At 70.0% G+C, this 26508-nt stretch carries 17 protein-coding genes; 12 read left to right on the forward strand and 5 right to left on the reverse strand.

Annotated elements, in window-relative coordinates:
- Positions 1-5 precede the first annotated feature (5 nt).
- From BLU84_RS24055 to BLU84_RS24065, 3 genes are read left to right on the forward strand one after another with little or no spacing between them, the layout of a single operon-like run.
- Positions 6-5375 carry a hypothetical protein gene (locus tag BLU84_RS24055; protein ID WP_139175222.1) on the forward strand — a complete coding sequence of 1790 codons (5370 nt, stop codon included), beginning with the start codon at positions 6-8 and terminating at the stop codon, positions 5373-5375.
- A gap of 10 nt (positions 5376-5385) precedes the next feature.
- Complete coding sequence (locus BLU84_RS24060; protein WP_074873236.1) at positions 5386-6342, forward strand: RHS repeat domain-containing protein; 957 nt, start codon at positions 5386-5388, stop codon at positions 6340-6342.
- Between the two features lie 17 nt (positions 6343-6359).
- On the forward strand, positions 6360-6836 hold the full coding sequence (locus BLU84_RS24065; RefSeq protein ID WP_170849242.1) for an OmpA family protein: 477 nt from the start codon (positions 6360-6362) through the stop codon (positions 6834-6836).
- A 115-nt stretch (positions 6837-6951) separates the two neighbouring features.
- Here the strand turns inward: BLU84_RS24065 and recD are convergent, their stop codons facing one another.
- From recD to recC, 3 genes are read right to left on the reverse strand one after another with little or no spacing between them, the layout of a single operon-like run.
- Positions 6952-8802, reverse strand: coding sequence for an exodeoxyribonuclease V subunit alpha (gene recD, locus BLU84_RS24070; protein WP_074873241.1), 1851 nt, complete (start codon positions 8800-8802; stop codon positions 6952-6954).
- Positions 8799-12422 carry an exodeoxyribonuclease V subunit beta gene (gene recB / locus BLU84_RS24075; protein WP_074873244.1) on the reverse strand — a complete coding sequence of 1208 codons (3624 nt, stop codon included), beginning with the start codon at positions 12420-12422 and terminating at the stop codon, positions 8799-8801. Before recB ends, recD begins: the two co-directional genes overlap by 4 nt.
- Entirely contained in the window at positions 12419-15799 is a 3381-nt protein-coding gene (gene recC / locus BLU84_RS24080; protein WP_074873246.1) for an exodeoxyribonuclease V subunit gamma, read from the reverse strand. Before recC ends, recB begins: the two co-directional genes overlap by 4 nt.
- A gap of 413 nt (positions 15800-16212) precedes the next feature.
- Here recC and BLU84_RS24085 point away from each other — a divergent pair, with 413 nt between their 5' ends.
- The 6 genes from BLU84_RS24085 (at position 16213) to BLU84_RS24110 (ending at position 20802) form a co-directional block, all read left to right on the forward strand.
- Positions 16213-17004, forward strand: a complete 792-nt coding sequence (locus BLU84_RS24085) for an ABC transporter ATP-binding protein (protein WP_074873249.1) — start codon at positions 16213-16215, stop codon at positions 17002-17004.
- Positions 17004-17753, forward strand: coding sequence for an MlaE family lipid ABC transporter permease subunit (locus tag BLU84_RS24090; RefSeq protein ID WP_074873252.1), 750 nt, complete (start codon positions 17004-17006; stop codon positions 17751-17753). The genes BLU84_RS24085 and BLU84_RS24090 overlap by 1 nt, the downstream gene beginning before the upstream one ends.
- A gap of 211 nt (positions 17754-17964) precedes the next feature.
- The gene (mlaD, locus tag BLU84_RS24095; RefSeq protein ID WP_074873256.1) at positions 17965-18537 is read left to right on the forward strand and encodes an outer membrane lipid asymmetry maintenance protein MlaD; all 573 of its coding nucleotides are present in this window, start codon (positions 17965-17967) and stop codon (positions 18535-18537) included.
- The gene (locus tag BLU84_RS24100) at positions 18534-19196 is read left to right on the forward strand and encodes an MlaC/ttg2D family ABC transporter substrate-binding protein (RefSeq protein WP_074873259.1); all 663 of its coding nucleotides are present in this window, start codon (positions 18534-18536) and stop codon (positions 19194-19196) included. Before mlaD ends, BLU84_RS24100 begins: the two co-directional genes overlap by 4 nt.
- Positions 19193-19498, forward strand: a complete 306-nt coding sequence (locus tag BLU84_RS24105; RefSeq protein ID WP_139175223.1) for an STAS domain-containing protein — start codon at positions 19193-19195, stop codon at positions 19496-19498. The genes BLU84_RS24100 and BLU84_RS24105 overlap by 4 nt, the downstream gene beginning before the upstream one ends.
- A 221-nt stretch (positions 19499-19719) precedes the next feature.
- A complete protein-coding gene (locus BLU84_RS24110; protein ID WP_083383078.1) occupies positions 19720-20802 on the forward strand; it encodes an MlaA family lipoprotein in 1083 nt (360 codons plus the stop codon).
- A gap of 420 nt (positions 20803-21222) precedes the next feature.
- Here BLU84_RS24110 and BLU84_RS24115 read toward each other — a convergent pair whose 3' ends face one another.
- Positions 21223-22839: a DNA recombination protein RmuC gene (locus BLU84_RS24115; protein ID WP_074873262.1), complete on the reverse strand. Its 1617-nt coding sequence runs from the start codon at positions 22837-22839 to the stop codon at positions 21223-21225.
- A 296-nt stretch (positions 22840-23135) separates the two neighbouring features.
- Here BLU84_RS24115 and BLU84_RS24120 point away from each other — a divergent pair, with 296 nt between their 5' ends.
- Both BLU84_RS24120 and BLU84_RS24125 read left to right on the forward strand, forming a co-directional pair.
- Complete coding sequence (locus tag BLU84_RS24120) at positions 23136-23459, forward strand: hypothetical protein (protein WP_074873266.1); 324 nt, start codon at positions 23136-23138, stop codon at positions 23457-23459.
- Positions 23460-23533: 74 nt separating this feature from the next.
- The gene (locus BLU84_RS24125; RefSeq protein ID WP_139175224.1) at positions 23534-24049 is read left to right on the forward strand and encodes a hypothetical protein; all 516 of its coding nucleotides are present in this window, start codon (positions 23534-23536) and stop codon (positions 24047-24049) included.
- Between the two features lie 36 nt (positions 24050-24085).
- Here the strand turns inward: BLU84_RS24125 and BLU84_RS24130 are convergent, their stop codons facing one another.
- Entirely contained in the window at positions 24086-25255 is a 1170-nt protein-coding gene (locus tag BLU84_RS24130; RefSeq protein ID WP_074873271.1) for a class I SAM-dependent rRNA methyltransferase, read from the reverse strand.
- Positions 25256-25381: 126 nt separating this feature from the next.
- Here BLU84_RS24130 and BLU84_RS24135 point away from each other — a divergent pair, with 126 nt between their 5' ends.
- Positions 25382-26167 carry a rhomboid family intramembrane serine protease gene (locus tag BLU84_RS24135; RefSeq protein ID WP_074873301.1) on the forward strand — a complete coding sequence of 262 codons (786 nt, stop codon included), beginning with the start codon at positions 25382-25384 and terminating at the stop codon, positions 26165-26167.
- Positions 26168-26508 lie beyond the last annotated feature (341 nt).

Genomic DNA, 26508 nt, shown 5'->3' on the forward strand with positions numbered 1-26508 from the left:
ATCCTATGAATTCGATGAATGAGCGCTTTCTTCGCTGCCAAGTGTTGCGATTCGGCTTGGCGTGGGCGTTGTTCCTGGCCTCGGCGTTCGCACTGAGTCCGGCGCGCGCGCAGCACACCGACTGGCCCAACGAGTACGCCAAACGCGTGCGCGCGACCGAGAACATCTCGCCACTCAGCGACGAAGCCTTCGGCGACAAGGTCAATCTGTTCAACGGCACCGTCCGCTTCAACCACGAGTTGATTTCCCTACCCGGCAACAGTGCGCTGCCGGTCCGGCTGGGCATCGTCTACGACCCGCACGACATCACCCAGGGCCAGTTGAGCGCCCCGTGGGATCTCGACATTCCGTACGTGGCCGCGGTCCACCACAGCAAGACGTCGGAGACCGCCGGTTGGGTAGCCATTCCCGGCTCCGTAAACAACGGCTACGTCACCTTCGAACGCTCGATGTTCTGGAGCGGAAACCGGCTCTCTCTCGACGGCGGCGGCGGCGGCGATCTGCTCAGGATCACCGCCGATCCCAAGCGGGTGAAGCCGAACAACTCCGTGACCTATACCTTCGCGACCAAGGACGGCTGGTACTTCTCCGAGCTGCCCTCGGTGCAGAACGGTCCAGGCAAAGGCTTGGTCGGCTACGCCCCGAACGGCACCAAATATACCTTCGACTGGTTGGCCTACCGGCGCTATTCCTCGATCACCCACCCCTGGGGCTACAACGTCCCCAACGCCATCCTGGGGCGCTACAAGCTGCAGCTTTACGTCACCAAGATCGAGGACCGCTTCGGCAACTGGGTCAAGTACGACTGGGAGTACGACCATCCCAAGCGCATCTACGCCAACGACGGGCGCGAGATCGTCATGACCTATTCCGAACCCTCGCCGGGCATGTTTCCTGGCCACCTGCGGAGCCAGATCCTCTCGGCCACCGCCAACGGCCGCACCTGGTCTTTCTCCCAGTTGGGCGGGTACGGCGGCAACGTCACCAACCCCGACGGCACCGAGTGGAAGTTCGAAGGACCCGCCACCTTCAACGCCTTCCGCCTGGACGTCGCCGAGTACCTGCTTAATCCCGAAACCAACCAGACCTACCTGAAGAAAAACCTGCCGTGCTCCCCGGGCGCGATCATCAAGGACACCACCTCGCGCATCCGCATCACCCACCCCTCCGGAGCGACCGCGCTTTACGTGTTCAAAGGCATGCGCCACGGCCGCACCAACGTACCGTTCTGGTGCGAAACCGGCATGGACGAGCAGCGCAGCGAACGCAACCGCTTCTCCACCTTCCACGACACCTGGTCGTTGGTCGAAAAACGCATCAGCGCGCCCGGCGTCGCCGAGAAGACCTACAACTACGCCTACGACGGTCTGGGCGAAGGCTACGAAACCCAGGACGAATCGCGCTGGGACATCGGCCCGGGCTGGAACGCCAAGTACGCGCCACCGGCGCCGAACTACAAGACGGTCACCGTGACCGAGCCCGACGGCACCCAGAATATCCACACCTTCGGTCGCGACCGCGACATCAACGAAGGTCAGCTGTTCAAGGTGGAAACGCGCAAGAACGGCCTGACCTATCGCGTGGTCAACAATGCTTACGTCGACAATGCCGAAGCAGCGGGCATGCCGTTTCCCGAATGGATGGGCTCCAGCGGCGACGAATTCGCCGACCGCCTGCCCAACTCGAACCGGCCGCTGAAGAACGTCGTCACCCAGCAGGACGGCGCCAGCTTCAACCGCAGCGTCAACGCCTTCGACGCCCTGGTCCGGCCGACCAACGTGACCAAATGGTCTTCCGGGTCGGCCAACGACGGCAGCCGCACCGACGCGACCGAGTACCACGACGACCTGGCGCTGTGGGTATTGGGCCAGGTCAACAAGGAAACCAACGCCAACACAGGCTGGGTCGCCGCGCAGACCGGCTACGACGCGCTGGCGCGGCCGTCGCAGCGCTATGCCTTCGGCCGCCTGGTCGAAAGCTACGGCTACAACCCCGACGGCACCCTGGCCACCGTCACCGACGGCCGCGGCAACGTCACCTCGTTGGGCAACTGGAAACGCGGCGTTCCGCAGTCGATCCAATACGCCGACCGATCCGCCGATTCGGCCGTGGTCGACGACAACGGCTGGCTCAGCTCGGTCACCGACGAGAACGGCTATGCCACCAGCTACGCCTACGACCCGATGGGACGGCTGCAGACCGTCACGCCGCCGGCGGGCGACAGCAACGCTTGGAGTTCGACCCAGATCAGCTTCAGCCGCCGCGACGTCGACGAATACGGTCTGCCGCCGGGTCACTGGATGCAGACCACCGTGGTCGGCGGCCGCGCCTGCAAGAACGTATTCCTGGACGGCTTCTGGCGTCCGGTGCTGACCCACGAATGGGACTGCGCCGACATCCCCGGTACTTTGCGCGCCAGCGTGCGGCGTTACGACGACAAAGGCCGGACGGTCTTCTCCAGCTATCCGGTCGGCTACGCCGAGGCCTTCGGCAACGTATTCACCACGCCGCTGAAAGGCACCTACACCGACTACGAACCGCTCGGACGCGTGTCGTTGGTGCAGCAGGACAGCGAACTCGGGCGCCTGGCCACACGCACGGAGTACCTGGCCGGCTTCCAGACCCTGACCACCAATCCGCGTCAGTTCCAGACCGTCGTCGCCTATCAGACTTTCGACGAGCCCAGCACCGAGGCTCCGATCGCCATGGTCCACCCCGAAGGCGCGCGCACCAATATTTGGCGGGATATCTTCGGCGCGGTCACCGCGATCCGCCGCAGCAGCGCGGACGGCGCCACCCAGGTCACCCGCAGCTACGTCTATGACGGCCAGCACCGGCTGTGCAAGACCGTCGAACCCGAGACCGGCGCGACTGCGGTCGGCTACGACGCCGCCAACAACATCGCCTGGACTGCGGCCGGCCTGGCCTTGCCGGCCAGCGACCAATGCAATGCCGCCGAAGCCCTGGCATCGGGCCGCGCGGTCCAGCGCGGCTACGACGCGCGCAACCGGATCAAGACCCTGGGCTTCCCCGACGGCCGCGGCAACCAAAGCTGGGAGTACTGGCCCGACGGCCTGCCCAGGCAGATCGTGACCCTCAACGGCGACGGCAGCGGCGCGGTCGCCAACCGCTACGAGTACAACAAGCGCCGCCTGCTGACCCGCGAGCAGCTCAGTTTCGACGCCATCGACTGGGCCTTCGGCGTGGGCTACACCAACGAAGGCCAAGTCGCCTCGCATACCTACCCCGACGGCCAGCAGGTCGCCTACGACAGCAACGGCCTGGGCCAGCCGCGCCGAGTCGGAGCCTACGCCAGCGACGTGAGCTACTTCGCCAACGGCGGCATGGCCCGCTTCGTCTACGGCAACGGCATCGTCCATACCCTGACGCAGAACGCGCGCGGCCTAGCCGAACGCAGCCGCGACGCCGGCGCGGCTGTCGTGCTCGACGACAGCTACGACTACGACGCCAACGGCAACGTCGCCGCGATCAGCGACGGTCGCGCCGGCGCGCCCGGCAACCGCAGCATGAGCTACGACGGCCTGGACCGGCTTACCGCCACCGCCGCTTCGATGTTCGGCCACGCGGCCTACAGCTACGACGCGCTCGACAACCTGCGCAGCGTCGCCATCGGCGGCACCGCTACCGTTGCGGGCCGCCAGCACGTCTATCAGTACAACGGCGCCAACCAACTGGAGCTGGTCAAGAACGCGGCGGGCGAGGGCGTGATCGGCCTGGGCTACGACCTGCAGGGCAACCTGCAGAACAAGAACGGCCAGGCGTTCGATTTCGATCTGGGCAACCGCTTGCGCGGGGTGGGCGACACCGAGTTCTATCGCTACGACGGCCACGGCCGGCGCGTGCTGTCCACCAGCCCCACGCTTGGCCGCATCGTCTCGATGTACGGACTGGACGGTGTGCTGCGCTACCAGCGCGACTACCGCAAAGAGAAGGACATCGCGTACTTCAGCCTCAACGGCAGCCCGGTGGCGAAGGCGACCACCGCGATCGCCCCGGACGTGCCGGTGCTGAAAGCGCCGAGCTACGTCTCGCAGCCCAGCTACACCGTGGAATGGAACGCCACCACCGCCGCCGGCAGCTATGAGTTGCAGCAGCGTGCCGGCACCGGCGCCTGGCAGAACCTGTACAGCGGCAGCCAGCGCAGCCACAGCGTCAGCGGCAACGCCAACGGCAGCTACGGCTACCGGGTGCGCGCCTGCAACGCCACCGGCTGCGGCGCATGGAGCGCCGAAGCGATCGTGCAGGTGCAGCGCGCCCCAAGCGCCGCTCCGGCCTTGAACGCACCGGCGACCGCGCTCAACGGCCAATACACGGTGAGCTGGAGCGCGACCGGCGGCGCCACCGACTACGTGCTGGAGGAAAGCTTCAACAACGGCGCCTGGACCACCGTCTACACCGGCGCCGGCCTGAGCCAATCGTTCACGGCGAAGCCCTACGGTTATTTCGCGTACCGGGTGAAGGCCTGCAACCCGGCCGGCTGCGGCCCGACCTCGGCGGCGAGCATGGTGTACGTGCTGTACCCGCCGGGTTCGGCGCCGACGCTGACCGCGCCGGCGCAAAGCGACGCCGGCAGCTTCAATCTCAGCTGGAACGCGATTGGCGGCGCGACCCGCTACGAGCTCGAGCAAAACGCGCTCGGCGGCGGCTGGGCGCTGATCCAGGACGCGGCCGCGACCGGCCGCACCATCGTCGGCGGCAGCACCGGCACGTATGCGTATCGCGTGCGGGCCTGCAACCAGGCCGGCTGCGGCGCAACCTCGGCCGAGGCCAGCGTGCAGGTCATCGGCCCGCCCACCGCCGCGCCGGCCATCAGCCTGGATGCCGTCACCAACACCGGCACCTTCTGGGTCGGCTGGACCAGCGTAGCGACGGCCACCTACTACCAAATGGACGAAAGCCGCGAGGGCGCGGCCTGGACCGGGGTGTACCAGGACACCGCAACCGGCGTCACCGTGTGGAACCGCGACGACGGCCGTTACGGCTACCGCGCGCGCGGCTGCAACGCGGCCGGCTGCGGCCCCTATGCCGACGCGCGCTTCATCACCGTAGACCGGCCGCCGGCCACGCCGGCCATCAACATGGCCGACTGGCTGATCAACACAATGCGCGGCAAGCCTTCAGTGAGCACCTGCACCGTGCGCTGGTCGACCTCGGCGAAGACTACCGCCTACGAACTGCAAAACGCCGATACCGGCGCGTTGCTCTATCGCGGCACATCCAACGATATCCGATCCACCTCCAGCGGCCAGTACTGCGCCTACAACTACAACGTGCGCGCTTGCGGATCGGGTGGTTGCTCCGCCTGGTCGGCGCCGGCGTATCCCGCGACCCGCCGCACCGTGCCGATGGATTGAGGAGCGAGCCATGCACAAGAGCCTGTCGAACCTGATCCTCATCTTCGCTCTCGATGCGGCCGCTCCAGCAAGAGCGGCCACAGTCGTGGAATACATCCATACAGACGCGCTGGGCTCGCCGACCGCAGTGACCGATGCAAACCAGAACATCGTGGAACGCAGCGAGTACGAGCCTTATGGACGCCTGATCAACCGGCCGCTCGCCGACGCCCCCGGCTACACCGGCCATGTAAGCGACGCTGCCACCGGCCTGAACTACATGCAGCAACGCTACTACGATGCCGAAATAGGACGCTTCCTGAGTACGGATCCGGTGACTGCGTACTCGAAGCCCGGCACGAACTTCAACCGGTTCTGGTATGCGAACAACAATCCATACCGGTTCATCGATCCGGATGGGCGTTACGTCTGCTCAGGAAGCATGGAAAACTGCAAACAGTTCGATTCGGCGATCGAAGCGGCGACCAAAGCCGCGGTCAATCCGAAACTGTCGACCGACCAGAGGGCCGCCCTCTCAAAAGCCGTCAACTTCTATGGGGAGAAGGGCAACAGCGATGTTAGGATTTCCTTCTCGAAGCTTGCGGGAGACTACGCGAACATCAGCACCGATAGGCAGGGCAAGGGCGATGTCGTTTTCGATCTGGCCAAAATCGGTAGTCGCGATCCTGCCAACGCTTCGGGACTTTCGAACGGTTTGGCGATGAGGATTCTGCACGAGGGCGATCATGGCGCCCGGATCAAAGACGACGGTTTCCCTGCCTCGCGATCCGACCGATTCGAGCGCGAGCAACATGGTTACCGGGCCGAAGGCTATTATCAGAAGGCCACCGGCTATCTGCAGAACGGAAACAACATCTGGGCGCCTTGGAACTCTGGCGACGGAATCGACGAAAGCACGGTGAACTCGCGCGCGCAATGGTCGGTAGAGTTCTCATGTCGCGGATCGAACGAAGGGAGTTGTCGGTGATGGCTAATCGATATCGTGTGTCGCTCCTGATCGCGGGTACAGTCATGGCAGCATGCGCTTGCGCGAGCGATCGCGTGCCCGAGTCCGGGCGAGACGGCGAGGACCGGATCGTCTTTTCCGATCCGGCCGACTTTATCGGCGTCACGTTCAAGGCGGGTCGACCTCGCGCCGGCGAGGCGCCCACCATCGAGGCCCTGCAGTCGCCTGTCGACGTGAAAGCGCTGGAGAGCGATCTGGAGCTGCTGAAGACCGCCCCGGCCAATATCGCCCTGGGAACCGCAGGCTTCACCGATTCCGCCGAATGTTCGGGAGATGCGTGCCGCGAGCTGTCGCTGCGCCGCGCGAAATTCCTCGCGAATTGGCTTTTCAGCCATGGCATCCCCCGATCGAGACTGTCCGGACCTAAGGGATTCGGCGCGGAGCAGGCAATCGGAGACAACACCACCGAAGAGGGCAGGGCGCGCAACAGGCGTGCGTACATCAGTTACGAATGACGGTCCGTTCCGCGCAGAGACAAGAAAACGACGCTCGCCGAGGCAACGCATCAAGCGCCGCCGCGAGGTAGTTGTGTGGCGAGCGAACGATGTCCATCGCTGAACCGCCTGTGTTCTATGTTTGCCCGGCCAACCGCCAAGCCAACCCCGACACCCGCGCCGCGTGCCGCGACAGCGCCGTGCGCAGCACCGCTTCGCTCGCGGCCAGATGCAGCTCGCTGCGCGCGCGGGTCAGGCCGGTGTAGACCAGTTCGCGCGAGAGGTGGCGCGCGTCCTGGCGCGGCAGTTGCAGCCACACCCGTTCGAACTCCGAGCCCTGCGATTTGTGCACGGTCATGGCGAAGGCGCCGCTGTGCGCGGGCAGGGCGGAGGGATGGAACGCGCGCACGCCCTGAGCGCCGCCGGCGAACCAGGCGACGGTGCCGGCGGCGAGGTCTTCGCGGCCGTCGGCGGCGCGCGCGCGCAGGCAGACGCCGATGTCGCCGTTGAACAGGCCGTGGCGATAGCTGTTCTCGGTGATCAACAGCAGGCGGCCGTGGAAGTAGGCGGAGCGGTGCGCGCCGGCCAGGGCTTCCTCGATGCGTGCGTTGAGCGGCGCCGCGCCCTGGCCGCCGTCGCGCAGCGCGGTCAGCAGGCGCAGGCGCGCGGCCAGGGCCAGCGCTTGTTCGGGATCGTCGGCTTCGCCGATGGCGCGCCACGCCGGCAGCAGGCGTTCGCGGCCGCTGCCGGCGAGCGGGTCGTGCACGTCCTCGTGGAAGTGCACGCCGCGCAGTTCGCCGCTGCGCAGCAGCGCCAGCGCGGTGTCGGCGTCGCCGCTGCGCACGGCTTCGGCCAGCGGCGCCAGTTGCAGGCTCTCGGCCTGGCGATAGCCGCGGCGCAGGTGGACGCGGCTGGCGGCCAGCGCGCTCGGCGCGGCCAACGCCGGCACCGCGTCGCCGAGCAGCGGGCGCAGCGCGCGGGCTTGCGCGGCGGGCAGGCCGTCGTCGTCGCCGGCGGCATCGACGATCGCGGCGAGCACGTCGCCGGCTTCCACCGACGGCAGCTGATCGCGGTCGCCGAGCAGGATCAAGCGCGCGCCGTCGGGCACGGCTTCGACCAGCTTGCACATCAGCGGCAGATCGACCATCGAGGCTTCGTCGACGACGACCACGTCGAAGGCCAGCGGATTGCGCGCGTCGTGGCGGAAACGCGGACGGTCGGGCACCACGCCGAGCAGGCGGTGCAGCGTGCCGGCCTGTTGCGGCAACGCGGCGAGCAGTTCCGCATCCACGCCCGGCAGCTCGCGCAAGCGCTCGGCCGCAAGGCGCAGGCTTTCGGCCATGCGCTCGGCAGCGCGGCCGGTCGGCGCGGCCAGGGCGATGCGCGGCGGCGCCACGCCGTCCAGGCGCGCCTGCGCGATCAGCAAGACCAGCAAGCGGGCGATGGTGGTGGTCTTGCCGGTGCCGGGGCCGCCAGTGGCGAGCAGCAGCGATTGCAGCAGCGCCAGCGCGGCGGCGCGCGCTTGACGGTCGTCGTCGCGCGCGTGCGGGAACAACTGCGCGAACAGCGGCGCCAGCGCGTCCAGGTCGGCCGGCGGCGGCGCGAACGCCTGCAGACGGCGCAAGCCGGCGGCGAGGCGGCGTTCGTACTCGCGATAGCGGCGCAGATACAACAAGCCGCGTTCGAGCACCAACGGCGCGGCCGCATCGGACGCCGCATCGGCGGCCGGCACCGCGACCCAGCGCGATTGCGCCAGCATCCCCAGCCACGCCTCCGGCTCGGGCCATTCGACCGCCGCTTCGCTGAGCAACTGCGGCCGGCGCGGATCGAACGCGGCGTGGCCGCGCGCGATCGCCTGCGAGGCCAACGCGGCCGCGGCCAGCACCGGGTCGGGCGTGTCGCGGTCGAGCCGGCGCAGCGCTTGGGCCAGGGCGTGGTCGACCGTGCGCAGCGAGCCGTCGCGGAACAGGGCGTCGAGCAGGCTCATCGCGGGCCTCCGGCGAACGCCGCGTCCATCGCCTCGATCAATGCCAGCGGCGGCTTGGCCGCATGCACGCCGGCGCCGGGATCGGCCGCGTCCAGGCCGCGGCAGAACAGATAGCGCACGCCGCCGAAATCGCGTTCGTAGTCGTACGCCTCGCCGAGGCGGAAGCGCAGCCAGCGGTGCAGGGCGACGGTGTAGATCAGCGCTTGCAGGTCGTATTCGCTTTCGGCCATCGCCCGTTCGACCTGCGCGGCGTCGAAGCCGGGCAGGCGGTTGGTCTTGTAGTCGAGCACGTAATAGCGGCCTTGGTAGGCGTAGACCAGATCGATCTTGCCGGTCATCAGGCCTTCCAGGCGTCGGCGCGAACCGAACGTACGCCGCTCGCGCACCTGACCGTGCGCGTGCAGCGCCGCCAGCAGCGCGTCCACCGGCGCGGCGTCGAGGGCGAAATGGAATTCCATCTCGCTGCGGCGCTCGCGCTCGGCCAGCTCGCACAGGCGCGCGCCCTCGGGCAGCGGCGCGACCAGGGTGCGGCCGACCAGCGAGGACAGCAGTTCGATGCCGTCGTCGATGTCGGCCTCGGCATAACCTTCGCTGCGCATCGCCGACGCCAGCGCCTCGTCCTCGCCCGGCGGCGGCGGATCGCCTTCGCGCCACTCGCGCCAGGCGCCGAAGTCCACCCGCTCCAGCGCGGTGTGCACGACGTTGCCGAAGCGGCTGCCGCCGAAACGCGCATCGCCCGGCAGCGGCGCCGCCGATGCGGCCTCGACCTGGGTCTGCGGCTCGTCCTGCGCGCCGCCCTCGTCCTGCGCGGCCGGGTCGAAGCCGGCGTCTTCGTTGGTGAGCTGGGTGAAGCTGTACACCCACCAGTCGCGCGCGGCGCGGCTGCGCGCTTCGCGCGCCGGCGGCACCGCGCCGTCGGCGACCGGCGGCAACGGCGCGGGCGGCGGGCCGACCGCGCTGGCATCGATGGCGACGCCGGGCGCGCGCGCCAAGCCATCGAGGTCGGCCAGCATCGGTTGCAGCGGCGACAAGGCCGCGTGGTACAGCGGCCCGGTCGCGATCCACAGCGCGTGGCGCGCGCGGGTCAGGCCGACGTAGAGCAGGCGCGCGTCCTCGGCGCGGGTTTCCAGCGCGGCGCGTTCGCGCGCCGCGTCCCAGTCCGGCGCGTTCGGGTCGAACGCTTCGCTCTGCAATTGCAGCACCCGGCCGTGTTCGGGATCGGGATACTCGCACCAGCGGCCCGCGCGCGGCTCGCGGCCGAGCGCCACGAACGGCAGGAACACCAGGCCGAACTCGAGGCCCTTGCTCTTGTGCAGGGTCAGGATCTGCACCCGGTGCGCGTCCGATTCCAGCCGCAGCTGCTGCTTCTCGTCGCCGTCGTCGGCCTCGGCGATGCGCAGGCGCAGCCAGTCGCGCAGGCCGTGCAGGCCGAGCGCGCGGCGGTCGGCTTCCTGCAGGGTTTCGGCCAGTTGCAGCAAGTTGGTCAGGCGGCGCTCGCCGTCGCTCAGCGCCAGCAGCCGCGGCGCCTGTTGCGCGCACAGTTCGGCCAGCAGCGCGAGCGGGCCGTGGCGCTGCCAGCGCTCGCGCCAGTGCAGCGCCTGCGCTTGCCAGCGCGCCTGCTCGGCCTCGTCGGCGGCCAGCCGCGCGACCTGCGCGCCGCCCAGGCCGACCAGCACCGTCGCCAGCGCCGCGCGCAGGCGGCCGCTGTCGCCCGGATGCAGCAGCGCGTCGAACAGGGTCAGCACCTCCATCGCCTGGTCGGTCGCGAACAGGCTGCGGCGGCCGGCGGCCACCGCGGGGATGCCGGCGGCGCCGAGCGCGTGCTGGATCTGCGCGGCTTCGTCGTGGCTGCGTACCAGCACGGCGATGTCGGCCGGACGCAGCGGCCGGCCCTGGATCGTCGCCCGCCCGGCGCGCGCGTCGGCGAGCCAGCCGTGGATCGCGGCGACGCAGGCGCGCGCGGCCAGATCGCGCGATTCGGGCGAACTCCATTCGGCTTTCTTGCGGCCGTCGGCCGGCGGCGGCAACGCGCGCAGCAGCAAGGCCGGCGCAGTGGCGCCGTCGCGCTGCAAGTCGTCGTCGGCGACCGCGCCGCCGGCTTCGACTTCGCGGAAACGGATGCGCGGATCGACGAACGCGGCCGCGCCGGCCTGCGCGTACAGCGCGGCGATCGCGCGCAGCAGCGAGGGGCGCGAGCGGAAGTTGTGGTCCAGCGGCGGCGCTGCCTGCGCCTGCGCGGCGGCGGCCAGATAGGTGTGCACGTCGCCGCCGCGGAAGCCGTAGATCGCCTGCTTGGGATCGCCGATCAGGAACAAGCCGGTGGGTTGTGACCCATCGCCGTCCACCGCCGCCTCGCCGAACACGCGGCGGAAGATCGCCCACTGGCGCGGATCGGTGTCCTGGAACTCGTCGACCAGGGCCACCGCGTACTGCTCGCGCAAACGCCGCGCCAAGGCCTCGCCGTGCGGGCCTTCCAGCGCGTTCGCGACGTCGGCGATCAGGTCGTCGAAGCTCTGCACGCGGCGCACCCGCTTGAGTTCGGCCAAGCGCTGCGCCGCCGCCGTGCGGATGCGATGGGCCAAGGCCAGCCGCTGCCCCGCCAGCCATTGCTCGCGCTGCTGCGCGACCTCGAGAAAGCGCGCCACCGCATCGAACAAGGGCGAGGCCGGCAGCTGCGCTTCCTTGCCCTTGTTGGCCTTGGACGCGAGCGCGGCCGGCGCGAGCTTGGCCGCGCGCTCGTCCAGCGGTTGCGACCAGTCGCCGTTCGCGCACCAGGCCTGCAACTGCGCGCGCAGTTCGTCGGGCAGGTTGGCGCGGTAGCTGTTGCCGTTGAGCGCCTTGCCGGCGATGGCCGCGGCCAATGCGGCGAAGGCGTCGTCGGCGTATGCGGCGAAGGCGTCGCGCAGCGCAGCGCCGGCGCGGTCGAGTTCGGCCAGCGGGTCGTCGCTTACGGCCGGTGCGGCCGGCAGCAACAGCGGTGTGCGCAGCAGCGCGCCGAGGTCGGCCGCCAGCGCGGCGGGGCCGCCCGGCCATTGCAGCGCCAGCAGTTCGGCGTCGCCGGCGTTGTCGCCGAACGCGCGCCACAGGTCGACCGCGATTTCGTCGTGCAGCTCGCGCTCGCTGCCGATCAGTTCGGGCGCGGCGAACGGCTGGCCGGTTTCCAGCGCGTGCTCGGCCAGCACCCGCGCGCAGAAGCCGTGGATGGTGACCACCGCGGCCAGGTCGATCTCGCGCGTGGCGCGCTGCAGCCGCGCGCGCAGCGCCGCCTCGCCTTCGATCGCGGCTTGCGCGCGCACCAGCGTGCGGGTCAGCGCGCGCTCGGCATCGTCGTCGGCCTCGTCCAGCGAGGGATCGTCCGCGGCGATGCGCGCGGCCAGCAGCAGGCGCCGGCGCAGGCGTTCGCGCAATTCCTGGGTGGCCGCGTCGGTGAAGGTCACCGCGAGGATGCGGCTCACGCCGAGGCCGCGTTCGATCACCAAGCGCGCGACCAAGGTCGCCAGGGTGTAGGTCTTGCCGGTGCCGGCGCTGGCCTCGATCAGGCGCAGGCCGTCGAGCGGCAGGTCCAGGAAGGGATCCCTCGCCGTCGCGTCGCTCGAAACCGGATCGTGCGCGGCGCTCATGCGGCGTCCTCATCGCGGCCGAGCACGACCGCATCGAACACCAGCCGGGCGATGCCGCGGAATTGCTCGCCGAGTTCCGCGTCGGCGAACGGATCGCGCCCGCGCAGCGCCAGGCGCACGCCGGGCTGGCCGCCTTCGCCCCAATGGCGCGGGCCGCCGTGCCATTGCGCTTCGGCCTTGGCCCAACCGTCCTTGTCCTGCATCGCCGCCTCGTACCACAGCCAGCCGGCGCGCGGCAGGAACGGCAGCGGCATGCGCAGGCCGTAGTCGCGCAGGCGCAGCAGCGCGGCCAGCGCGGCGCGCGCTCGCGGCGGCGGCAATGCGGCGCGCAGGTGCGGGCCGGGGCCGTCGCTGGCTTGGGCGAACTGCGCCAGCGGGCGCGCGTCGCCGAGCGCCGACAACACCAACCAATCCAGGCCGTGGGCGATTTGCGCCGGTCCATGCAGCGTATCGAAGCGCAATCGCGCCAGCCCACTGGGATACAACTCGTCGAGTCGCCCGAGCAAACGGGTGCCATCGACTTCCAGTTCGAACGGCAGCGTCTGCGCCGCGCCGCCGCGCCAGCGCGCGAACGCATCGGCGTAAGGCCGCACCTGGCTCAGCAAGGCATCGAGCTGGCGTCGCCCCAACGGCCCCGACGGCAGCAGCGCGCGCGCGCGCAACGAAGCCTGCAAGCGCTCGCGATCGACCGCGCCGTCGCCGGCGAGCAGATCGTCGAACACCGCGCGCTGCAGTTGTTGGCGGAACAGACCGCGGCCCGGCAGCACCAGCGGCTCGACGTCTTCGGCGCTGTCGATCTCCTCGGGCAGACGCAGGCCCAGGCGCTGGCGCAGGAACGCGGTCGGCGGATCGCGCAGGAAGCTGCGCAGGTCCTGGTAATTCAGATCGCGCTCGTCGCCGTCGCCTTCCAGCGGCGGCAACGGATCGTCGAGCCACGGGCCCAGCTCGCTGCGGCGGCCGGCGCCGGCGTCCGCCGCCGGCCGCCATTCGCTGCGATAGCTGAAACGGCGCGGCTCCGCGGCGTCGGCGCCGTCGCCGCCGAACGCGGCCGGCGCGAACGGCTGCAAGGGCTGGCGCACGACGAACTGCGCGCGCACCCGGGCCGGGTCGGCGTGGTAGCGCGCGACCGCATCGAGCAGCTCCGACACCAGCGGCGAAGGTTCACGCTGGCTGCCGTCGCGCGGGTCGGCGCCGAGGTAACTCAGATAGAACGCGTCGGAAGCGGCGCCGAACAATTGCAGGAACAAGAAGCGGTCGTCGTCGCGCAGCGAGCGGTCGCCGTGGCGGCGCGCGCCGGTGCCGAGTTCGGCGGCGAGGCGGTTGAGGCCGCCGGACGGATCGCGGCGCGGATAATCGCCGTCGTTCATGCCGAGCAGGCAGATGACCCGGAACGGAATCAGCCGCATCGGCACCATGCGGCCGAAGCTGACCCCGCCGGTCAGCAGCGGCGCGCGCGTGTCGGCCTCGGCCAGCGCGGCGCGGAAATGCGAACGCACCACTTCCGGCGCGACCGCGCCGTCGAAGCCGGCCGCCGCGGCGTCGCCGGCGAAACTCTCCACCAGGCTACGCAGGCGTTCGAGCGTGCGCTGGTCGCCGCTGTCGCGCGGGCGCTCGGGCAGCAATGCGCGCAGCAGGCCGAGCAGGCGCTCGGACCACTGCGCCGGCGTCAATTCGGCGGCGAGGCCGCGCTCGAACCGCGCCAGCACGCGCAGCAAACGGATCAGCGCATCCAGCGCGTCGAGCGCGGCGCCTTCGAGTTCGGCGTACGGCGCGACGCCGGCGACCATGTGGCCGCCCTCGTCGTCGTCGCTGTCGCCGGCGGCGTGGCCGATCAGCAGGCGGTCGAGCGCGAACGCCCAGGTGTAGGCGTCGTCGCCGGGCGCGTCGTGGCGGCCGCGATGGGCCGCGTCGATGCCCCAGCGCGCGCCGGCTTCGCTGAGCCACACGCGCAGGCGCTCCAGGCCGTCGCCGTCGAGGCCAGCCTGTTCGGCGATCGCCGGCGTCGCCAGCAGGTCGAGGATTTCGCTCAGCCCGAAGCGCGACACCGGCAGCGCCAGCAGGCGCAGGAACACTTCGGCCAGCGGCTCGGCGGCGAGCGGGCTGACGTCGGCCAGCGCATACGGGATGAAGCCCGGCCGCCCGGCGAGGCCGCCGAACACCGCGGCGATGTGCGGCGCGTAGGGATCGATGTCGGGCGCGAGCACCGCGATGTCGCGCGGTTGCAGCGGCGGGTCGAAGCGGCGGCCCTGTTCGGACTGCGGATCGAGCAGGCCCTGCAATTGGTCGTGCAGCACCTGCACTTCGCGCAGACGGGTGTGGCAGGCGTGGACCTGCACGCTGGCGTCGAAGCGGTCGAGCTCGGCGCGCCACGGCTGCGCCGGCAGCGCGCGCCGGTGCAGCAGGTCGCGTTGCAGGCGTTGCAGCAGGCTGTCGCGCGCGGGGTCGTCGAAGCGGCTTTCTTCCGGGTCGGCGTAAGCGGCGATCTCGCCGGAGGGATGCACCACTTCGTAACCGCCCAGCACCGCCATGAAATCGCGGCCGGCCGCGCCCCAGGCCTGCAGCAGCGGGTTGTCGTCTTCGCCGAACGCGGCCGTTTCGCCCTGGCGCAGGCGCTCGGCCAGGGTGCCCAGGTCGCCCCAGTACTTGCGCGTGGGCGTGGGCAGATAGAAATGCAGGGTGCCGGCGCGCGCCTGGGTGGCGATCACCCGCAGCACGTCGGGCGAGATGTTGAGGGTGGCGAAGGCGAACAGGCGCGGCGGCAGGCCGCGCGGCGCGTCGTCGCGTTCGCCGTCGCCGCCGGCGTCCCCGCCGAACCGGTGCAGGTACTCGTCGATGCGGCGCGCGCGGTAGCGGCGGCCGCCGGCGACCTTGCGCCACAGCGCGGCCTGCGGGTCGTGGCGTTCGTGCCCGGCGTCCCAGGCCAGCAGCCAGTCGCGGCGCCAGGCCTGATATTTCTCGAACAGGCCGGCCAGTTCGCCCGACAGCGACCAGGCCTTGAGCGGGTCGTCGCCGCCGAGGTAGGCGCGCAGCGGCGCCAGCGCCGGCTCGCGCAACTGCGCCGGTTGCGCCAGTTGCGCGTACAGCCGCCAGCGCAGCGCGGCGGCGTCGAGATCGTCCTCGCCGCCGGCCACGTTGGCCGCCAGCGCGCGCTGGACGAATTCGCCCGGGGTCAGGAATTCCAGGTTGGCGGCGATGCCGTGCGCCTGCGCCAGGGTCGCCTGCAGCCAGCGCCGCATCGCCACCTGCGGGATCAAGATGGTGTCCGGCGCCAGCAACGGCTGCCCCGGCGCCGGCGTGCGCAGTTCCTGCGCGAGCAGTCCGGCCAGCACGTCCAGCGCATTGGAATGGTAGAGACGGAAATCGGGACGCGCGGGCATAGGGCGCCATCTTGCCGCACGCTGGCGCTGCGCGCGCGCAGCGCATCGGGCGTTTGCGCGCGGCGCGGGTTACGCGCTGTTACCCAGCGCGCATGGGCGAGGGCTTAGGCTGAGCTGCGGCCTGTGCGCGACGATGCGTTGCTCTCGTGGTGGCGGCGCCGGCGCTTAAAACCGTTTTAATCGGCGAAGGCTCCAATCATCAAGGTCGCGCCGCGCGGCCGGCGAGGATTCGGCCCACTCAGGATCCGGTCAAACAAGCGGCACGCCGGCAGCGGCGCCCGCGGCCGGCTAAGCTGCGACAATGTCCCACGCTCCATCCCCGTTCAGGCTGGCTGGGCCAAGCTGCGCCGTTTTGCAGCCCCCCACCTGCCTGCTTGCTGGCCAGCTCGCTCTCACCGGATAGCCGCCCCCGCATGACGACGACTTCGACGCCCATCGTCCGCCTGACCGACCTGCGCCTGGATCGCGGCGGCCGCAGCGTGCTGCGTGGGATCAACCTGAGCGTGCCGCGCGGCAGCATCGTCGCCGTGCTCGGCCCGTCCGGCAGCGGCAAGTCGACCCTGCTGTCGGCGCTGACCGGCGAGCTGGCGCCGGCCTCGGGCACGGTCGAAGTGTTCGGCCAGCCGGTGCCGCAGAACCAGCGCGAACTGCTGGAGCTGCGCAAGGGTATCGGCGTGTTGTTGCAAGGCAACGGCCTGCTGACCGACCTGACCGCGGCCGAGAACGTGGCCCTGCCGCTGCGCGCCCACACCAAGCTGCCGAACCCGCTGATCCGCCGGCTGGTGCTGATGAAGCTGCACGCCGTGGGCCTGAGCGCGGCCGCCGACGCCTACCCGCGCGAACTCTCCGGCGGCATGGCCCGGCGCGTGGCGCTGGCGCGCGCGCTGGCGCTGGACCCGCCGCTGATGATCTACGACGAACCGCTGACCGGCCTGGACCCGATCGCCTCGGGCGTGGTCATGAGCCTGGTGCGCCGGCTCAACGACACTCTCGGCCTGACCAGCATCGTGGTCACCCACCACGTCCACGAAACCCTGCCGGTGGCCGACCACGCCATCGTCATCGCCAACGGCGGCATCGTCTTCTCCGGCACCCCGGCCGAGCTGGAGCACAGCGACGACCCCTTGGTGCGCCAGTTCCTGCGCGGCGAGCCCGACGGCCCGATCGGCTTCGACGCCGCCCCGCGCACTTCGGAGGCCGCGTAATGGCGTTGTTCGATGTCGTCCGCTCGCTGGGCCGCGCCGGCCTGTTCTCGCTGTCGGTGCTGCGCGCGTCCAAGCCCACGGCCGACTTTTTCCGCGAGCTGATCCGCGAGATCTACAAGATCGGCGCGCGTTCGCTGCCGATCATCGCCGTTGGCGGCGCGTTCGTGGGCTTGTCGGTGACCCTGCTGGGCTACCGCGCGCTCGACACCTACGGCGCGGCCAACCAGGTCAGCGCCATGCTCGGCCTGGGCCTGTACCGCGAGCTCGGCCCGGTGCTGACCGCGCTGCTGTTCATCGGCCGCGCCGGCAGCTCGATCGCCGCCGAGCTGGGGCTGATGCGCGCGACCGACCAGATCACCGCGCTGGGCCTGATGGCGATCGACCCGGTCGGCAAGGCGGTGGCGCCGCGGTTCTGGGCGGCGGTGCTGTGCGTGCCGTTGCTGACCGGCTTCTTCTGCAGCCTGGCGATCAGCGCGAGCTATTTCGAGTCGGTGCACGTGATCGGCCTGGAGCCCGGGATCTTCTGGCAGGTGCTCAAGGACAGCGTGGATTTCTTCGACGACTTCCTCATGGCGTTCGTGAAGTCGGCCGTGTTCGGCGGCACCGCGGCGCTGGTGGCGGCTTATGTGGGCTACCACGCCGAGCCGACCATCGAGGGCACCTCGGTGGCGACCACGCAGGCGGTGGTCAACGCTTCGTTGCTGGTGCTGATGTTCAACTTCGTGATGTCGGCGTTCCTGTTCAAGTAACGATTTCCCCTTCTCCCGCTTGCGGGAGAAGGTGCCCGAAGGGCGGATGAGGGCGAGCAAGGTGATCGGAGCCGCGCGCTGCGCGCCCCTCACCCCAACCCCTCTCCCGCTCGCGGGAGAGGGGCTTTCCGCAGTTCGCTGTCGCGATAACAGACAAACCGTTTCCCCAGCCGCGTTGAACCGCGCGGGCTTTATCCCCAAGGTGGTGCCCATGTCCGTCCGCAGTCCCCGCATCGAATTCGCCGTCGGCGCGTTCCTGCTGCTCGCCCTGGCCTCGCTGCTGGTGTTGGCGATCGCCTCCACCAACGGCAAGTTCGGCTTCGGCCGCGACAATTACGAGGTCACCGCCAAGTTCACCAGCATCGGCGCGCTGCGCCCGAACGCGCCGGTGAAGATCGGCGGCGTCAACGTCGGCCAGGTCGCCGACATTTCGCTGGATCCGAAGAGCTACGCCTCGGTGGTCACCCTGTCCATCGACAAGCGCTACAACAAGCTCTCGGCCGATACCTCGGCCGGCATCTTCACCAGCGGCCTGCTCGGCGAAAGCTATATCGGCCTGACCCCGGGCGGCGACCCGGACGACCTCAAGCCGGGCGACGAGATCTACCTGACCCAGCCGGCCATCGACCTGATCCAGTTGGTCGGCAAGTACATGTTCAGCGGCGGTGGCGCACAAGGCGGTGGCAACGCCAGCGGCGGCGACGCCGCCAAGCCCGCCGACGCCGGCACCCCCGATTACCTCAAGGGCGAACCCACCGCCCCCTCCAGCGAGAGCAAGCCATGAAGCGCATCCTGACCGCCTCCCTCCTCGCCTGCGCCCTGCTCGCCGGCGTGCCGTCCCTGGCCCTGGCCCAGGCCACCGCCGCGGCGGGCACGGCGCCGGCCGCCGGCACGCCCAGCGCGATGGTGCTGACCAACACCACCCGCATCCTGTCGACCCTGGAATCGCGCCGCGCCGAGTTCAGCAAGAACCGCGCCGCGCTGAGCCAGTTCGTCACCACCGAGTTCAACCAGCTGTTCGACCGCGACTACGCCGCGCGCCTGGTCCTGGGCACCCACGGCCGCGGCGCGGCCGACGCCGACGTGGCCAACTTCGCCGACGCGCTGACCAGCAGCCTGATGCAGCGCTACGGTTCGGCCCTGCTCGACTTCAACACCCGCCTGCAGGTGCGGATCAAGTCCGAAACCCCGCTGCGCGGCGGCGCCATCGTCAAGGTGTCGAGCGAGTTCCTGCGCCAGGGCGGCGAGCCGGTGCCGGTGGACTACCTGCTGCGCAAGAGCGGCAACCAGTGGAAGGTGTTCGACGTGATGGTGGAAGGCGTCAGCTTCGTGCAGACCTTCCGCAACCAGTTCGACACGCCGCTGAGCCAGAAGTCGATCGCCCAGGTCGCCGCCGACATCAAGGCCGGCAAGCTGCAGGCGCAGGCGAGCGGCAACCAGTGAGCCCGACGGCGCGCCCGGCGGACGCGACGGCCAGCGTGCGCCGCGACGGCGAGACGCTGGCTTTCGCCGGCACGCTCGACCGCGCCGCCGCGGCGGCGTTGTGGCCGCAGGCGCGGCCGCTGGCGGCCGGCGCGCGCCGTTTCGATCTGACCCAGGTGGCTTCGGTCGACAGCGCCGGCCTGGCGCTGTTGGCCGAACTGGCCGCGCAGGCGCCGGGCGTGGCCGTGGTCGGCGAGCCGACCGGGCTGGCCGAGCTGCGCGCGGCCTACCGCCTGGACGAGTCGCTCGGCTTCGGACGCTGAGGACCGCGCCGCCGGATCGCTGTCGCCCCTCCCCCATTGTTGCGGTCGCCGACGCCCACGGACGTGGCCTGGCCGCCCCCACCGCTGTCCCGGAAGACTAGACTGCAACCATGCGCCCCCACGCACTCCCTCTCGCGCTGGCTTTGGCCTTGGCCGCGCACACCGTCCCGGCCCTGGCGAACGACGCCGCGCCGGCCCTGCCGGGCGACCCGTCCGCGCTGATGATCGATCCGGCCACGCTGGCCGCCGCCGCGCAAGCGAGCGCGGCGCCCGCCGCCGATGCCGACGCGCCGGTGCAGACCGACTCGGCGCGCGCGCTGGCCAAAGCCGGTGCCGCCGATGCGCATGCCGGCGCCGATGCCGTCGCTGCCGATGGCGCGCAAGCGCCGCACGACGCGCCGTCGCTGGACTACGCCGTCGCCCAGGTCGACCCGACCGCCGGCGCGACCGCGCCGCCGGCCGAACCGGCCGCCGCGAGCGCCGACCCGCGCACCGACGCCGAACGCGACTTCGATGCGCTGTACGGCAACCCGCAGCAGGAATACAACCCGGTCGCCGATCCCACCCTGCCGGCGCCGGCCAACGTGCCCGGCGGCTACGACCCGTGGGAGAAGTACAACCGCAAGATGCATCGCTTCAACAACGCGGTCGACCGCAGCGTGGCCAAGCCGCTGGCGCGCGCCTACACCAAGGTGGTGCCGCGGCCGCTGCGCCTGGGCGTCAGCAACTTCTTCAACAACCTCGGCCAGCCGGTGTCGATGGTCAACGCGTTGCTGCAGGGCAAGCCCAAGCAGGCGGCGCAGTCGCTGGGCCGGTTCGCGCTCAACACCACGCTGGGCATCGGCGGCATCTTCGACCCGGCCACCGCGGCCAAGCTGCCCAACCGCAGCGAAGACTTCGGCCAGACCCTGGGCGTGTGGGGCTGGAAGCGCTCGCGTTACTTCGAACTGCCGTTCTTCGGCCCGCGCACCGTGCGCGACGCCTTCGGCGCGGTCGGCGACGCCCCGCTGAGCCCGCTGCGCCGGATCGAACGCGACCGCATCCGCATCGGCCTGCAGGGCCTGCAACTGGTCGACATCCGCGCCCAGCTGCTGCCGCTGGACAACCTGCGCGAAGGCGCCGAGGACGAATACGCGCTGGTGCGCGATTCGTGGATGCAGCGCCGCGATTACCAGATCTTCGGCGACCGCCTGGAGAAGAACGGCGAGACCCAGCTGCCGGACTACCTGCAGGACGACAGCAACCCCAGCGTGCCGGCCAACGCCATGCCGGTGATGCCGACCGACGGCGCCGGCGTGCGCTGATCTACGCAAGCCTTCGAAACGCGAACGGCCCGGATGCGAATCCGGGCCGTTTTGTTTTCAGATCGCCGCGTTGCTTCGGTTTCCCCCTGTAGGAGCGGCGCGAGCCGCGACCGCGGGGTGGCCAGCTTGCGTCGCAAGCGAGTGTCGCGGTCGCGACTCGCGTCGCTCCTACAGGGAGAAACGCGACCGCGCCGCGAGCGGGGCAACGCGCTTCATCCTGCTCCGACAATCCCGTCGCGTCTTCGATACGTTGAGCCGCGCAGGCCGTTTCGTTTCACGCCCGCCGCGTTGCTTCGGTTTGCCCCTGTAGGAGCGGCGCAAGCCGCGACCGCGGGGTGGCCAGCTTGCGTCGCAAGCGAGTGTCGCGGTCGCGACTCGCGTCGCTCCTACAGGGAGGAACGCGACCACGCCGCGAGCGGGTTACTTCGCTTCGTCCGGATCCGGCAAGCCTGCCGCGCCCTCGATCGGCCGCGGGCCGTCGGGTTCCAGCGCCTGCGCGTCGTCGTCGACCGGCGGCAAGGCCAGCGGGGCGGACGCCGCTTCGCCTTCGCGCTCGTCCTCATCCAGCGCCGATTCCACCAGCTTGGCCGGCATCGCCTTGTTCGGCTTGACGCCCAGCTCGCGCAGCATTTCGGCCTGGCGGATCGCGTTGCCTTTTCCGCGGCCGAGCTTGTCGCGCGCGGCCTCCAGGGTCTTGTTGGCGCCGTCGAGCTGGCTCGCGGCCTTGTCCAGGTCGGCCACGAACGCGGCCAGCTTGTCGTACAGCAACGCGCCGCGCTTGGCGATCTCCTGCGCGTTGCGGCTCTGCGCTTCCTGCCGCCACAGGTGCTTGATCGTGCGCACCACGAACAGCAGCGTGGACGGGCTCACCATCAGCACGTTGCGGTCCCAGCCTTCCATGAACAAGCCGCGGTCGTTGGCCACGGCCAGCATGAACGCCGGTTCGATCGGCACGAACATCAGCACGAAATCCAGCGAGCGCAAGCCGTACAGCTCCTCGTAGCGCTTCTCCGACAGGCCGCGCATGTGCTGGCGCATCGACTCGATGTGGCGCTTGAGCGCGCGCGCGCGGGTGTCTTCGTCCTCGGCGCTGACGTACTGCTCGTAGGCGACCAGCGACATCTTCGCGTCGACGATCATGTGCCGGTCTTCGGGCAGGTGCAGGGTCACGTCCGGGCGGCGCTCGCCGTCCTCGGTGCCGTGGCTTTCCTGCACGTCGTATTCCTCGCCGCGGCGCAGGCCGGCGGACTCCAGCACCCGCTCCAGCACCAGTTCGCCCCACGCGCCCTGGGCCTTGTTCGAGCCCTTCAGCGCGGTGGTGAGGTTCTTGGCGTCCTCGCTGAGCGACTGGTTGAGCGTCATCAGCTGGCGCACCTGCTCGCCCAGCGCGGTGCGGTCGCGGGTTTCGTTGTCGTAGACGGTTTCGACCCGGGTCTGGAACTCGGCCAGCTTCTGCTGCAACGGATCGAGCAGTTGGCCCAGGTGGCTGCGGTTTTGCTCGGTGAAGCGCCGGCTCTTCTCTTCCAGGATCTCGTTGGCGAGGTTGCGGAACTGCGCGCTGAGTTCGTCGCGCACCTCGCGCAGTTGGGCGATCTTCTCCTGCGCCTGGTTGCGTTCGGCGTCCAGCTGGGTCGCGGTGCGGCCGAGTTCGACCGTGCGCCGGTTGAGATCGCCGGCGATGGCGTCGCGCTCGCGTTCGAGCTGTTCGAACTCCAGACGCAGGCGCTGCAGAGCCTGCTGTTCCTTGTCGAGTTCGGCGCTGCTGCGGCCGATGGCCTCGCGCAGCAGGCCGCTGTCGCGCACCAGCTGGTTGCGCTGGGCGTCGAGCTCGTCGAGCCGCGCCTGCAGTTCGGGAATGCGCGCGCAGCGCTCGCTCAGCTGGGCGCGCTCGGCCTGGGCGGCGGCGAGCTGGGCGCCGAACTCGGCCCGGGCGGCCTCCTGCGCGCGCGCGGCGCCGGCGCGGGCCAGCAGCCAGGCCAGCGCGGCGGAGGCCAGGGCAGCGACGAGAACGACGGCGACGACAAGGGCTGGGGACATCCGGGACTCGGGACCAAGGCTGCGAAGCGGGGGAGGCGGGCCGTCCATGCCCGGGCGCCGCGCGGCGGCGCGGCGTGCAGGCACGTGCGGGTGCCTAGTCTAGGGCCAGTCTAAACGGGTGAGTCTCAGGCCCTGCGACCGGCGGCGGCGGCGCGACTACTGCGCGATCGGTCACACATTTTGCGCAAGATAGGCATTCCCTGTTCCATACGGAACGGCACTGGCGGCCACGGCTGTGCCAATCTTGGCCGCAGCCGTCGGGCGGCGCAGCCCGTTGCGTGCGAGGAGGCCCGCCCATGGACCCGCGAGACCCCCGACTGTACGCCGACCCGCGCGGCGTCTGGCGCGACGACGGCGCCGGCCGCGTGCACGGCATCCGCTGGCGCGACATCGACGGCATCGACGGCTACGCCATCGACGCCCCCGAGCGCCGCCTGATCTATCTCGAACTGGGCACCGCCAGCGGCGAACGCCTGGAACTGCGCACCGACTGGCCCGGCTACGCCGACGTAGCGCGCGCGCTCAGCGCGCGCCTGCCGGGGCTCGATGTGGACGCACTGCAGCGGCTGGAGCAAGCGCGGCCGGAGGATCCGCCGGCGATTCTGTGGTGGCGGGACTGAGCGTCAGCATTCCCGGCTGCCATTGGCTTTCCCCGCAAAAGTTTGGCTATTCTCCCCGGCAACAGGGGGAGCACATGTCAGGATCGACTTCTTTCAAAGTGGAAGGCCCGTTCGCAGTACCGTTCGAACGGCGCAAAGGCGGGAGAACCCTGGTCTTCTCCGACTTCTGGAAGGACGGCTCGGAAGCCGGCCATCTGGCGCACGAGCGCGGCTGCTACGTATTCGCGATTCAAAACCAGGGCAGCCCGCAACCGTTGTACGTAGGCAAGGCGACCAAGACGTTCAAGCAGGAAACGTTCAACGACGCCAACAAGCACAAATATCACAATGGCTTCAGCGAGTACGCGCGCGGCAAGCCGGTGATGTTTTTCGTCGTGCATCCGCGCAGCAAGGGCAAGACCAACGGCACCTACATCGCGCAGATCGAAGACTTCCTGATCCAGGCCGGCGTCGCGAAAAATCCCAATCTGCAGAATGTGCGGGGCATCCAGACGCCCAAATGGAAGATCAAGGGCGTGGTGCGCGGCGGCGCCGGAAAGCGGACCGACGCTGAAGTCCGCTTCGGCAATATGTTCGACATCCATCGATAGTCCGCGGCGAACCGGGTTCCGGCCCGCCGCGAACGCTCAGTCCAACACCCGACAGAACACCGCCTTCAGATACCGCGATTCCGGCACCTGCGCCAGCCACGGGTGGTCGGCGCCGGCGCCGGACACGCGCAGCACCTGCACGGTGCGGCCGGCGTAGAACGCGGCGCGGCGCAGCATGTCGAGGAACTGGTCCTCGCTGACCAGGCCGGTGCACGAGAAGGTCGCGAACAGGCCGCCGGGCTTGACCACGCTGAGCGCCAGCTTGTTCATGTCCAAGTATTTCTTCAGCGCCGGGATCACCTGCTCGCGGTCGCGGGTCATCTTGGCCGGGTCGAGGATGACCACGTCGAAGCGCTCGCCGGCGTTGCCCATGTCGCGCAGGTACGGAAAGATGTCGGCCTGGACGAATTTCACGTGCGCGCCGTTGAGCTTGGCGTTGCCCTTGGCGATGTTGATCACGTCGGCGTCGATGTCCACGCCGATCACTTCCTCGGCGCCGCGCACCTTGGCGTAGACGCCGAAACCGCCGGTGTTGCAGCACAGGTCGAGCACGCGCTTGCCGGCGACCTGCTGCGACAGCCATTCGCGGTTTTCGCGCTGGTCGGCGAAGAAACCGGTCTTGTGCGCGCCGGCCGGGTCGGCGCGGAACTTGATGCCGTATTCGGTGATGATCGCCGGCGGCACCGCTTCGGTGCCGCGGAAATCGAAGCTCTCCTGCTTCTGCACGTGCTCGTCGGCGAAGGCGTAGAAGCGGCAGCCGGGGAACTGCGCGCGCAGCGCGTCGTAGATCCACTCGCGGTGGCGGAATGCGCCGGCGCTGAAGTACTCGACCACGAGCAGGTCGCCGTAGCGGTCGACCACCAGCCCGCTGATGCCGTCGCCTTCGCTGTGCACCACGCGCCAGGCGTCGCTGATCTGGTCGAGCTTGAGCACGTCGCGGCGCAGCGACACGGCGGCGGCGATCTTGCGCGCGAACCAGTCGGCGTCGACCGCCACGTCGGGATCGTTCTCGAGCATGCGCAGGGCGATGCGCGAATGGCCGTTGTAGAAGCCGCGGCCGATCCACACGCCGTCCACGCCGATCACCTCGACGATGCTGCCCGGCTTGGGGCGCTGGGCCGGCTTGTCGACCAGGCGCTGGAAGATCCAGGGGTGGGTGGATTTCCAGGCGTTCTTGAGGCGTACGGTGGGGAGTTCGGTAGTCATCGCGCCATTCTACCGGGCCCGGCGCCCGAGCCCGGACTGCCAACCCCGGCCCAGTCCCGCCGACGGGACAAAGAAGCCCATCGCGGCCGGCTTGTTTTGGCCGCGGCCGGTGCCAATCTGGTTCCCATGCACCTGCCTACCGACGCCCCGATCCCCGACACCCCGGCGCAGCGCAAGGCCGACCGCGCGCGGCTGGTCCGGGCCCTCAACGCCAGCCTGGCCTTCGTGCTGCTGCTGGCGGCGGTGTTCGCCGCCCAGAGCAGCTTCGACATCCGCCCGTTCACGGTCCAGCCCGGCTCGGCCGAGGGCCTGCTCGGCCTGCTCACCGCGCCGCTGCTGCATGGCTCGATCGAGCATCTGGCCGCCAACGCGACCTCGTTGCTGCTGCTGGGCACCCTGGCCGGCGCGGTCTACCCCAAGGCGACGCTGCGCGCGCTGCCGCTGGCCTGGGTGGGCTCGGGGCTGGGGGCGTGGCTGCTGGGCGAGCCGGGGAGCCATCATCTGGGCGCCAGCGGCCTGACTCATGGCCTGATGTTCCTGGTCATGACCCTGGGCCTGCTGCGCCGCGACCGCTCCTCGATCGCCGCGGCGATGATCGCCTTCCTGCTCTACGGCGGCATGCTCCTGACCGTACTGCCGCGCGAAGCCGGGGTCTCCTGGCAGGCCCACCTGGGCGGCGCGGTGGCCGGCGTGGCCGCCGCCTTCCTGTTCCGCCGCAGCGACCCGCTGCCGCCGCGCAAGCGCTACAGCTGGGAAGACGAAGAGGACGCCGAACTGGTCCCGCTCAACGACGAACTGGAACCGCCGAGCCCGCGCCAGGTACCGGTGTTGTGGAACCGGCCGGATTCGCGCGATGTGCAGTCCGGGGTGGTGCTGCGGTTTCCGCCGAGGGAGCCGCCGGCGGCGGAGTGAGCGGTGTGGGATGACCGCGGCGATGCAACGCCGCCGAGCATCCGAAGCCGGCAACCTCCAGAGATTCGCCGCAGGTGCATTGGCGCGGTCGCGGCTTGCGCCGCTCCTACAGTCGGATACGAACCCCCGAGATCATCATTCCGGCGAAAGCCGGAATGCGTATGGCCGTTGCCGTGGCCGTTGCTCTTCGCTCCCCCCGCCGCCACGAACTCGCCACAGGCAATGAGAGACCCGGAGGGCGGCGCGCAGGACGCGCGCCGTGCGCCACCCAGGCCATGGATGGCCTGTGTGGCGCATCCCTGCGAACGCACCGAACCTTAGTGGCTCTTGATTCGAAAACA

The sequence above is a fragment of the Lysobacter enzymogenes genome, assembly GCF_900106525.1.
Classification (GTDB): Bacteria; Pseudomonadota; Gammaproteobacteria; order Xanthomonadales; family Xanthomonadaceae; genus Lysobacter; species Lysobacter enzymogenes.

What these genes read in the sequence shown, in the direction of transcription:
- BLU84_RS24125 (WP_139175224.1), top strand. Translation starts at nt 23,534, where the DNA reads ATGTCAGGATCGACTTCTTTCAAAGTGGAAGGCCCGTTCGCAGTACCG.
- BLU84_RS24090 (WP_074873252.1), top strand. Translation starts at nt 17,004, where the DNA reads ATGGCGTTGTTCGATGTCGTCCGCTCGCTGGGCCGCGCCGGCCTGTTC.
- BLU84_RS24115 (WP_074873262.1), bottom strand. Translation starts at nt 22,839, where the DNA reads ATGTCCCCAGCCCTTGTCGTCGCCGTCGTTCTCGTCGCTGCCCTGGCC.
- mlaD (WP_074873256.1), top strand. Translation starts at nt 17,965, where the DNA reads ATGTCCGTCCGCAGTCCCCGCATCGAATTCGCCGTCGGCGCGTTCCTG.
- BLU84_RS24120 (WP_074873266.1), top strand. Translation starts at nt 23,136, where the DNA reads ATGGACCCGCGAGACCCCCGACTGTACGCCGACCCGCGCGGCGTCTGG.
- recB (WP_074873244.1), bottom strand. Translation starts at nt 12,422, where the DNA reads ATGAGCGCCGCGCACGATCCGGTTTCGAGCGACGCGACGGCGAGGGAT.
- BLU84_RS24135 (WP_074873301.1), top strand. Translation starts at nt 25,382, where the DNA reads ATGCACCTGCCTACCGACGCCCCGATCCCCGACACCCCGGCGCAGCGC.
- BLU84_RS24110 (WP_083383078.1), top strand. Translation starts at nt 19,720, where the DNA reads ATGATCGATCCGGCCACGCTGGCCGCCGCCGCGCAAGCGAGCGCGGCG.
- recC (WP_074873246.1), bottom strand. Translation starts at nt 15,799, where the DNA reads ATGCCCGCGCGTCCCGATTTCCGTCTCTACCATTCCAATGCGCTGGAC.
- BLU84_RS24085 (WP_074873249.1), top strand. Translation starts at nt 16,213, where the DNA reads ATGACGACGACTTCGACGCCCATCGTCCGCCTGACCGACCTGCGCCTG.
- BLU84_RS24060 (WP_074873236.1), top strand. Translation starts at nt 5,386, where the DNA reads ATGCACAAGAGCCTGTCGAACCTGATCCTCATCTTCGCTCTCGATGCG.
- BLU84_RS24130 (WP_074873271.1), bottom strand. Translation starts at nt 25,255, where the DNA reads ATGACTACCGAACTCCCCACCGTACGCCTCAAGAACGCCTGGAAATCC.
- BLU84_RS24055 (WP_139175222.1), top strand. Translation starts at nt 6, where the DNA reads ATGAATTCGATGAATGAGCGCTTTCTTCGCTGCCAAGTGTTGCGATTC.
- recD (WP_074873241.1), bottom strand. Translation starts at nt 8,802, where the DNA reads ATGAGCCTGCTCGACGCCCTGTTCCGCGACGGCTCGCTGCGCACGGTC.
- BLU84_RS24100 (WP_074873259.1), top strand. Translation starts at nt 18,534, where the DNA reads ATGAAGCGCATCCTGACCGCCTCCCTCCTCGCCTGCGCCCTGCTCGCC.